Genomic DNA, 9,734 nt, shown 5'->3' with positions numbered 1-9,734 from the left:
AAACCTGCGGGCGGCGCCCGCTGGCCCGCACCGGGGCCCCCATGCATGATCGCCGCGGGGAAAGTCCTCCAAAGCACGAAGGCACAGGACATGAAACGCCGAGACGTCGTCGCCGCGCTGGCCGCGGTTCCCCTTGTCGCGGCGGCGAAGGCCCGCCGTGCGCTGGCGCAGGCCGACGACTGGCCGACGCGCACGGTGCGCATCGTCTGCCCGTTCACGGCGGGCGGCTCGCAGGACAACATCGCACGCCGGCTGGGCGCCAAGCTCACCGACTATCTCGGCCAGTCGTTCGTCATCGACAACCGCACCGGGGCCGGCGGATCGATCGCCGCCGACAACGTCGCCAAGTCGCCGCCCGACGGCTATTCGGTGCTGCTGGGCGGCATCGCCAGCCACGCCGTCGCGCCCAACATGTACGCCAGGCTGCCGTACAACCCGTTCACCGACCTCGAGACGGCGGCGTGGATCGGCACGCAGCCCAACCTTCTCTGCTGCCATCCGTCGTTCCCGCACGACACGGTGCCCAAGCTGATTGCCGCCGCCCGGGCCGAGCCCGGCAAGTACCAGTACGGCTCGTCCGGCGTCGGTACCTCGCCCTCGCTCACCATGGAGCTCTTCAAGCAGAAGACGGGCGTGGACCTCACCTTCATCAGCTACCGGGGCGCGGCCGCGGCGGCGGCCGACGTGCTGGCCGGGCACGTGCCGCTCTGCATCGCCAACATCGACTCCCTGATGGGCCAGGTGAGCGCGGGCAAGCTGAAGCCCCTCGCCTCGACCGGCGCCGGGCGGTCGCCGGCCGCGCCGGACGTGCCGACGCTGGTCGAGGCGGGCTATCCCGACCTCGTCGTGACCTCGTGGTCGATGTGGGCGGTCCCCGCCGGCACGCCGGCCAGGGCCAAGGAGAAGCTGCGCGTCGCCACCGAACGGGCGTTGCAGGATGCCGAGGTGATCGCCAGCATGCGCCAGGGCGGCTTCGAGCCGGGCAACCTGTCGCTGCCCGAGATCGACGCCTTCGTCCAGGCGGAACACAAGCGCTGGGGTGAGGTCATTCGTGCCGCGGGAATCAAGCCGCAATAGACATCTCGTCCCCGACCTGCTGGCGCCGGGCCTCGACCTGGTGTTCTGCGGCACCGCGCCCAGCCCCGCCTCCTTCAAGGCCCGCGCATATTACGCCAATCCCGGCAACGCCTTCTGGCCGACCCTGCACGCGGTCGGCCTGACGCCGGAGCGGCTGGCGCCGCAGCGCTATCCCGAGCTGCTGACGGTCGGGCTGGGCCTGACCGATCTCAACAAGACGGAGTACGGCTCCGACCACGAGCTCAGCGCCCACGCCATGGACGCTGCCGCCCTGCACGCCAAGCTGCGGCGCTTCCGGCCCGCCGCGATCGCCTTCACCAGCAAGCATGCCGCCTCGCTGGCGCTCGGCGTGAAATCGCCCGCCTACGGCCGGCAGGCCGAGCCGCTCGAGGGCGCGGTCGCCTTCGTGCTGGCCTCGCCCTCGGGTCGCGCCCGCTCGTTCTGGACCCTGGCCCCCTGGCGCGAGGCGGCCGCCTTCGTGGCGGCGCGGCGCCGGCAACGGGAGCGCGCGGCATGAGGCGCCGCCATCTGCTGGCCGGCGGGCTGGCGCTCGCCGCGCCGGCGCTCGCGCGAGCACAGATCGCGCCGAGCGCGACGCTGCAGGACCTCGCGCGGCGCGCCACGATCTACCTCTTCCCCGTCTACGAGATGTACCGCACGCGCTGGCAGGCCACGGTCGACGAGGCCAATCCGCTGCGCCAGCGCCTGAACCGCTTCCGCCACGTCGGCACGCTCGCCGACCACCGGTCGCGCGCCGTGACGACGCCCAACAACGACACGCTCTATTCCTGGGCCTGGCTCGACCTGTCGATCGAGCCGATGTTCCTCACCGTGCCGCCGGTCGGCGACCTCTACTACAGCTACGCCTTCCTCGACCTGTTCACCGACACCATCGCCACCGTCAGCCACCGGCGGCTCGGCGGCAGTCCGTCGACCCACATGATCGTCGGACCGCGCTGGACCGGCGATGCCCCGTCCGAGGTCACGCTGCTGCGGTCGCCGACCAACTCGGTGTGGCTGATCGGGCGGCTGCTGGTCGACGGGCCCGAAGAGGTCGAGCGCGTGCACGTCCTGCAGACGCGCACGCTCCTCGAGACGCCCGACATGCGCAACGAGCGGCGAATCCTTGAGACGCGCGAGCTGATGCGCTACCGCACGGTCGCGCCGGTCGAGCCGGTCGCCGACTGGCCGGCCCCGCATCCGGAGGACCCGTTCGACCTGTTCGACGCCGCGCTGCGGGCGTTGAGCGAGAGCCCGCTCGGCGAGCGCGACCGCGCCACGTTCGAAACCTTCTCGGCGCTGAAGCTGCGCCCCGGCCGGCGCTTCGACCAGCGTGCCTTCTCCGGGGTCGAGCGCGAGACCATCGCGGCCGGCATCGCCCAGGGCCGCGCCGAGATCCGCGCCGCCGCCGCCCGCGGCGGCCGCACGATCGACGGCTGGAGCTACAGCGAGCGCCATCTCGGCCGCTTCGGCGACGACCATCTCTATCGCGCCCGGGTCGCGCTCTCGGGCCTGGGCGCCCTCGAGCCGGCGGAAGCCGTCTATGTGACCGGCCACGCCGATTCGGCCGGGCAGCCGCTCTCGGGCGCCTGGGCCTATCGGCTCGCCTTTCCGGCCGGTGCCCTGCCGCCGGCGCGCGCCTTCTGGTCGCTTGCGGCCTACGAGGTGATGGCGGACGGTCGCGCGTTCCTGGTCGACAATCCGATCGGGCGTCATTCGATCGGCGACCGCACGCGCGGCCTCGTGCGCGGCGAGGACGGTTCGCTCACCCTCTACATCCAGCACGAGCCGCCGGACGGCGCCCGCGCCGCCAACTGGCTGCCCGCCCCGGCCGGCGCGATGCGCCTGGTGCTGCGCGCCTACGAACCCAGGCAGACGATGATCGACGGAAGCTACCGGTTGCCCGCGCTGCAGCGCGTCGCGCCGGCGTGAGTTCAGCCCGGCTGGGCGCGCTGGGATTCTTCCTCGGCCTTGGCCTCGATCGCTTCCATGTCGTCGTCGCTCAGGCCGAAATGGTGGCCGATCTCGTGGATCAGCACGTGGCGGACGATATGCGGAAGGTCCTCGCCCGATTCGCACCAGTAGTCGAGGATGGGGCGCCGGTAGAGGAAGATACGGTCGATGTCGTTGGCGACGTGGCCTGCGCCGCGCTCCATCATCGACACGCCCTGATAGAGGCCGAGAAGGTCGAACGGCGTCTCGAGGTCCATGGCCTTCTCGATCTCGTCGGACGGAAAGTCGTCGACCTGGATGCGCACGTTTCCGACATGCCGGCGGAACTCCTCGGGAATCGTCGCCAACGCTTCGGCGGCGATGGCCTCGAAGTCCTCCAGGCTGGGCGCCATGCCGAAGCAGGGCGTGCGCCGCGGATTGTTGAAGACCGGCATGCCTCCCCCATATAGGACCGCGGCGCGCCCGCCAAGGGGGCCGGGGTGGACGAATCATCGACGACGCGCCGCGGGTTTGGCGCAGGATTCGCATGGTCGCGTTTTTCGTCAAACCGCTCTAAGCTCGACACGCGCATGCTTCAGTTCATTGTCCGCCGTCTGATCGTGGGCCTCCTCGTTGCCGCCACGGTGATGACGCTGGCCTTCCTCCTGACCCGCCTCTCGGGCGACCTCGCGATCTCCATCGCCGGGCCCAACGCCACCCAGGCCGACGTCGAGGCCATCCGCAAGGCCTACGGCCTCGATCGCCCGGTCACCACCCAGTTCTTCGACTGGGTCGGCCGCGCCGTCACCGGCGACCTCGGCGAGAGCTACTTCTTCAAGACGCGCGTGTCGTCCCTGATCGCCGAGCGCATGCCGGTGACCCTGACGCTCGGCATCACCGGGCTGCTGATCGCGCTGGTCGTCTCGCTTCCGCTCGGCATCCTGGCGGCCGTGCGCGAGAACACCGGCCTCGACCGCGTCGTGCAGGTCGTCGCCCTGTTCGGCCAGGCCATGCCCTCCTTCTGGCTCGGCCTGATCCTGATGATCGTGCTGGGCCTGCAGCTCGGCTGGCTGCCGATCTCGGGGACCGGCTCGTGGCAGCACTACGTCATGCCGGGCATCGTGCTCGCCTTCTCCGCCATCCCGGCGCTGACGCGCCTGACCCGGGCCGGCATGATCCAGGCGCTGGGTTCCGACTATATCCGCACGGCGCGGGCCAAGGGCCTGTCGCGCGCCTCGATCCTGCTGAAGCATGCCCTGCGCAATGCCGCCATCCCGGTCGTCGCCATCGCCGCCGTGCAGCTCGGCTTCATGCTCGGCGGCTCGATCGTGATCGAGCAGGTCTTCGCCCTGCATGGCGTCGGCTTCCTCGCCTGGGAGAGCATCGGCAAGAACGACTTCCCGGTCGTGCAGGCCGTTGTTCTGGTGCTGGCCGTGATCTATGTCGGGCTGACGATGTTCGCCGACCTGATGAACGCCGTGCTCGACCCGCGGCTGCGCGGCCAATGAGCGTCGCCACCGTCGTCGCCGGGCCGCGTCGCGGCTGGCGCAGCGTCAGCACCTGGATCGGCGCCGCAATCGTCGGCATCGCGACCGTCTGCGCGGTGTTCGCGCCGCTGCTGGTGCCCTACGACCCCTTCCTGCAGGACCTTTCCAAGCGCCTGGTCCCACCCTTCTGGATGGAAGGCGGCAGCACCGAGCACATTTTCGGCACCGACCAGCTCGGCCGCGACTACCTCTCCCGCCTGATCTGGGGCTGCCGCATCTCCATGCTGATCGGCGTCACCGTGACCATCGTGTCGGGCGTGATCGGCATCGCGCTCGGCGTGCTGGGCGGCTTCCTGGGCGGCCGGACCGACGACGCGGTGCTGTTCGCCATCACGACGCGCCTCAGCATCCCGGTGGTCCTGGTGGCGCTGGCGGTGGTCGGCCTGCTGGGCAGCTCGATGACCCTGCTGGTGCTCACGCTCGGGCTGCTGCTGTGGGACCGTTTCGCGGTCGTCGCCCGCTCGACCACCATGCAGGTGCGCAACCTCGACTTCGTCGCCGCGGCCTGGTGCGCCGGCTGCTCGCGGTTCCGCATCCTGGCGGGCGAGGTCCTGCCGAACATCGCGAGCCACCTCGTGGTGGTGGCGACGCTCGAGATCGCGCTCGCCATCCTGCTCGAGGCGGCGCTGTCCTTCCTTGGGCTCGGCGTGCCGCCGCCCCTGCCGTCCTGGGGCCTGATGATCGCCGAGGCCAAGGACTACATGTTCTTCAGTCCCTGGGTGATCGTGATCCCGGGCGTGGCGCTGTTCGTGCTGGTGCTGGGCATCAACCTGCTGGGCGACGGGCTGCGCGACACGTTCGGCGCGAGGACCGACCCGTGAGCGCCCTGCTGGAGGTCGAGGGCCTCGAGGTCAGCTTCGGCGGGCGCGTGTCGGCGGTCCGCGGCGTCTCCTTCACGGTCGAGCGCGGCGAGACCCATTGCCTGGTCGGCGAATCGGGCTGCGGCAAGTCGGTGACCGCGCTGTCGGTGATGAACCTGCTGGCGCGCGGTGCGCGGCGGTCGGCCCGGCGGCTGGCCTTCGAGGGCCGCGACCTGCAGGGTCTGAACGAGGGGGGCATGGCCGCCCTGCGCGGCGACGCCATGGCCATGATCTTCCAGGAGCCGATGACCAGCCTCAACCCCGCCTACACGGTGGGCTCGCAGATGACCGAGGTGCTGCGGCGCCACCGCAAGACGACGCAGCGCGCCGCCACCGACCGCGCCGCCGACCTGCTGGCCCGCGTCGGCATCACCGCGCCGGGGCTGCGGCTCGGCCAGTTCCCGCACCAGCTCTCCGGCGGCCTGCGCCAGCGCGTGATGATCGCCATGGCGCTGATGTGCGACCCCCGGCTGCTGATCGCCGACGAGCCGACCACGGCGCTCGACGTCACCGTGCAGGCGCAGATCCTGCGCCTGCTGGCCGGCCTGCAGCGCGACCTCGGGCTCGGCATGCTGTTGATCACCCACGATCTCGGCATCGTGGCGCGCGTCGCCCACCGCGTGTCGGTGATGTACGCGGGCGAGGTCGTCGAGAGCGCGCCGACGGCCGAGCTGTTCGCCAATCCGCGGCATCCCTACACGCAGGGCCTGCTGCGCTGCGTGCCGGTGCCGGGCCGAATCCGCCCCGACGAGCCGCTGGGCTCGATCCCGGGCACGGTCCCGCGCATCGGGCCGGGCTTCGAGGGCTGCGCCTTCCGCGACCGCTGCGACTTCGCCGACGCGACCTGCACCCACGCGGTGCCGCGCCATGCCGCCGGCGCGGGCCACGACTTCCTCTGCCGGCTGCCGGCATGAGCGCGCTTCCTCCCGCCATCGAGGTCAGGGGCGTCCGCAAGACCTTCAGGGTCAAGGGCGGCCTGCTGGGCAGCGACCGCCACGTCGTGGCCGTCGACGACATCTCCTTCTCCGTGCCGACCGGCGGCGTGCTGGGCGTCGTGGGCGAATCGGGCTGCGGCAAGTCCACGCTCGCCCGCCTGATCCTGGGGCTGCTCGAACCGACGGCCGGCGACATCGCCGTCGAGGGCCAGCAGGTGACCAAGATGGATCGCCGCGCCCGCGCCCGCCTGATCCAGCCGGTGTTCCAGGATCCCTTCGCCTCGCTGAACCCGCTGACGCGCGTGCGCGACATCGTCGCCATGCCGCTCAGGGCGCAGGGCGACATCGACCGCGGCGAGACGGCCCGCCGGGTCGACGAGATGCTGGCCCGCGTCGGCCTCACGACCGAGATGGGCCGCCGCCTGCCGGCCGAGCTCTCGGGCGGCCAGCGCCAGCGCGTGGCGATCGCCCGCGCCCTGGTGCTGCGGCCGCGCATCGTGGTGTGCGACGAGCCGACCAGCGCGCTCGACGTCTCGGTGCAGGCGCAGATCCTGAACCTGCTGAGCGAGCTGCGCCGGGACCTCGGCCTCACCTACCTCTTCATCAGCCACAACCTCGCCGTCGTGGAGCATGTCGCGAGCGAGGTGGCGGTGATGTATCTCGGCCGCCTGGTCGAGCGTGCCCCGACAGAGTCGCTGTTCCGCCGGCCCGAGCATCCCTATACGCGAGCCCTCCTGGCATCGGTCCTGACGCCCGAGCCGGGCCTCGGCGTGCCGGATGTCGGGCTGGGCGACACCCTGCCCGATCCGGCCAACATCCCGCCCGGCTGTCGCTTCCATCCGCGCTGCCCGGTCGCCGAGCCGCGCTGCTCCGTCGAGACGCCGCCGTTCAAGCCGCGGCCGGGCGGCGGCGTGGAGTGCCTGCTGGTTCCGCAGCGAATCTGATTGAACATCGACTCCTCTTTGCTACCATTGAAATGCACGGGTGGGAAAGTGGAATGGACTATCTCGATATCTTGGCCATTCTCAAGGTTGCGGGTTTTGTTGTTACCGCAGCGTCAACCCTTTGGGCTCTCACTCAAAAACTATCCGAAGACGATGCCTCAGGTCGAAAGCGGCTAACTAGAGCCGGTTGGGTCGCGCTGACATTCGTGATCGTCGGCGCTCTTACGAGCGTGCTCTCGTTTGACTTGGAAAGTCGCCGACGAATCGAGGATGCAAGGGTTGCGCAGCAGAGAGATGCTCAGCGCCTCAAACGCCTCATCGTCGCCGGCCAGACCATTACGAGCTTCGCGATTGAATGGCAGTTCAGCGATGTCAGCGACAGCCTCCAGAAGTCATTCGAAGCCACGGAGGAAAAGCTCGAGAAATTGCCGGATCAAGATGAGGAACGCTTCAAGCAACTACACGGCGTCGAACGGGAAGAATCGTTCGCGCTTCTTCGACGCTACTGGCAACTTTACCCCTTCTTCCAGGAGATCGGGGGAGCGAAGAGTGGTGATTCCTCAGTTGTCGTCGTTATTGCGCTCGATAACCCGGCGGCGACGGTCGCTTCGTTCGGCATTCTCGACTATGCCCCGACACCTGAAGCTAAAGGCCGCTTTGGCGAAGCGTCTCGCAGAAACTACACGAGCGAGCATACAAAGGACGCCGGTGCGGGAATCGAATTTAACGAGACCGTCGAGGCCTTCTTTCGAATGAACCAGGAAGCTCCGCGGAGTCGCAGCTCGCCTCTCGCAGGTGGTAGTCCAACCCTAACTCGCCGCGGGTCGCAATTCCTTGTTACCTGGCACGTCGCGGCAGCACACTTGGCAGCTACGATAGATCGAGTATCCGGCGGAGTTTCCACGTCGGCTAGCCTCCCGGATGCCCTTCGAATCCTTGTTCTATATCGCCTCTTTGACCTCCCAGTTCGGCCGAGCAACTTTGCGGTTCCGCTTTGGCGCGAGAACTACCTTGGCGATCCGAGCTTGTTCAATGTAGCCAATGGCTCCAGCAAGCCACGGGTACCATTCGGAAGGTCAGTATTGCGGATCGTTCCCAATGAGATGGGGGAAGTCGCCGCGACATATGATGTCGAACCGATAAAACGAGTTAGAATTGCAAATGCCAACCCTGAAATACAGGAAGACTACTGCGACGCTCTCGTCCTCGTCGGCAAACGTCGCCCGGACACCTTCTAGCCCTCTTCACTAGCGGAACCGATCGCTCCAAATCCGCACCGGCGCGAAGATGGCCCCTGAAGACAAATTGAAGCCGCCAACCATCGCCATCGTCGGCGCCGGCATGGGCGGCCTCGCCGCCGCCGCTTCCCTGCGCCGGATCGGCCTCGAGGTCGCGGTCTACGAGCAGGCGCGGCAGTTCACCCGGCTGGGCGCCGGCATCCAGATCGGCTGCAACGCCATGCACGTGCTGCGCGGGCTCGGCCTCGAGGCGCTGCTGCGCGCCGAGACCTTCTATCCGCGCTCCTGGAACAACCGCGACGCCCGCACCGGCGAGGTCCTGTTCGACATGGTCTTCGGGCCGCAGGCCGAGGCGAAGTACGGCGCGCCCTATCTCCTCGCCCATCGTGGCGACCTGCACGCCGCCCTGGCGAGCACCGTTCCGCCCGACATCGTGCATCTCGACCACCGGCTCGAGGGGCTCGAGCCGCGGCGGGACGGGACCCGGCTGCACTTCGCCAACGGCCGCACGGTCGAGGCCGACCTCGTGGTCGGCGCCGACGGCGTCAACTCGGTGGTGCGCGCCGCGCTGTTCGGCGCCGACGCGCCGCGCTTCACCGGCCGCATCGCCTACCGCACCGTCTATCCGGCGGCGCGGCTCGACGGCTTCGACATGGGAGACTGCACCAAGTGGTGGGGCGAGGACCGCCACATCGTGATGTATCCGGTGAAGCCCGACCGCAGCGAGGTCTACTTCGTCACCAGCCAGCCGGAGCCGGGCTTCGACCTCGAATCCTGGTCGGCCCGCGGCGATGTCGCCACGCTGCGCGACGCCTTCGCCGGCTTCCATCCCGACGTGCAGCGCGTGCTGGCCGCATGCCCCGACGTCCACAAGCGGCCGCTGGTCGACCGCGATCCCCTGCCGCGCTGGGCCGAGGGGCCGATCGCCCTGCTGGGCGACGCCTGCCATCCCATGACGCCGTACATGGCGCAGGGTGCCGCCATGGCGATCGAGGATGCCGCGATCCTGTCGCGCTGCCTGGACGGCGTCGAACGAGACGGCGTGACCGCCGCGCTGGCCCGCTACGAGAGGAGCCGCCAGCCGCGGACGGCCCGCATGCAGCTCACCTCGCGGGCCAACGCCTGGGGCAAGGGCGTCACCGACACCGACTGGGTCTACGGATACGACGCCTGGACGGCGCCGCTCGCCGACTGACGACGC

At 69.4% G+C, this 9,734-nt stretch carries 10 protein-coding genes; 9 read left to right on the top strand and 1 reads right to left on the bottom strand.

Going from position 1 to position 9,734, the window contains the following annotated elements; genetic code table 11:
* Positions 1-90: 90 nt before the first annotated feature.
* Genes ACO073_RS09785 through ACO073_RS09775 form a run of 3 tightly spaced genes read left to right on the top strand, consistent with a single transcriptional unit; the run spans position 91 to position 3,009 of the window.
* Positions 91-1,077 (top strand): Bug family tripartite tricarboxylate transporter substrate binding protein, encoded by a 987-nt coding sequence (locus ACO073_RS09785; protein WP_421997047.1) that lies wholly within the window; start codon positions 91-93, stop codon positions 1,075-1,077.
* Positions 1,052-1,594, top strand: coding sequence for a mismatch-specific DNA-glycosylase (locus ACO073_RS09780; RefSeq protein ID WP_421997045.1), 543 nt, complete (start codon positions 1,052-1,054; stop codon positions 1,592-1,594). Before ACO073_RS09785 ends, ACO073_RS09780 begins: the two co-directional genes overlap by 26 nt.
* Entirely contained in the window at positions 1,591-3,009 is a 1,419-nt protein-coding gene (locus ACO073_RS09775; RefSeq protein WP_421997044.1) for a DUF1254 domain-containing protein, read from the top strand. The genes ACO073_RS09780 and ACO073_RS09775 overlap by 4 nt, the downstream gene beginning before the upstream one ends.
* Positions 3,010-3,011: 2 nt before the next feature.
* Here the strand turns inward: ACO073_RS09775 and ACO073_RS09770 are convergent, their stop codons facing one another.
* Complete coding sequence (locus ACO073_RS09770) at positions 3,012-3,464, bottom strand: metallopeptidase family protein (protein WP_421997042.1); 453 nt, start codon at positions 3,462-3,464, stop codon at positions 3,012-3,014.
* A 135-nt stretch (positions 3,465-3,599) separates the two neighbouring features.
* Here ACO073_RS09770 and ACO073_RS09765 point away from each other — a divergent pair, with 135 nt between their 5' ends.
* From ACO073_RS09765 to ACO073_RS09740, 6 genes are all read left to right on the top strand, one after another.
* A complete protein-coding gene (locus ACO073_RS09765) occupies positions 3,600-4,517 on the top strand; it encodes an ABC transporter permease (protein WP_421997041.1) in 918 nt (305 codons plus the stop codon).
* Positions 4,514-5,377 carry an ABC transporter permease gene (locus ACO073_RS09760; RefSeq protein ID WP_421997040.1) on the top strand — a complete coding sequence of 288 codons (864 nt, stop codon included), beginning with the start codon at positions 4,514-4,516 and terminating at the stop codon, positions 5,375-5,377. The genes ACO073_RS09765 and ACO073_RS09760 overlap by 4 nt, the downstream gene beginning before the upstream one ends.
* Positions 5,374-6,330 carry an ABC transporter ATP-binding protein gene (locus ACO073_RS09755; RefSeq protein WP_421997039.1) on the top strand — a complete coding sequence of 319 codons (957 nt, stop codon included), beginning with the start codon at positions 5,374-5,376 and terminating at the stop codon, positions 6,328-6,330. Before ACO073_RS09760 ends, ACO073_RS09755 begins: the two co-directional genes overlap by 4 nt.
* A complete protein-coding gene (locus ACO073_RS09750; RefSeq protein WP_421997038.1) occupies positions 6,327-7,295 on the top strand; it encodes an ABC transporter ATP-binding protein in 969 nt (322 codons plus the stop codon). Before ACO073_RS09755 ends, ACO073_RS09750 begins: the two co-directional genes overlap by 4 nt.
* Before the next feature lie 53 nt (positions 7,296-7,348).
* Positions 7,349-8,533 (top strand): hypothetical protein, encoded by a 1,185-nt coding sequence (locus ACO073_RS09745; RefSeq protein WP_421997037.1) that lies wholly within the window; start codon positions 7,349-7,351, stop codon positions 8,531-8,533.
* Positions 8,534-8,600: 67 nt separating this feature from the next.
* Positions 8,601-9,728 carry an FAD-dependent monooxygenase gene (locus ACO073_RS09740; RefSeq protein WP_421997036.1) on the top strand — a complete coding sequence of 376 codons (1,128 nt, stop codon included), beginning with the start codon at positions 8,601-8,603 and terminating at the stop codon, positions 9,726-9,728.
* The last annotated feature ends 6 nt before the right edge of the window (positions 9,729-9,734 follow it).

The sequence above is a fragment of the Reyranella sp. genome (assembly GCF_965229815.1).
In the GTDB taxonomy this organism is placed as follows: domain Bacteria; phylum Pseudomonadota; class Alphaproteobacteria; order Reyranellales; family Reyranellaceae; genus Reyranella.
This window is presented reverse-complemented; position numbering and strand designations above follow the sequence as displayed.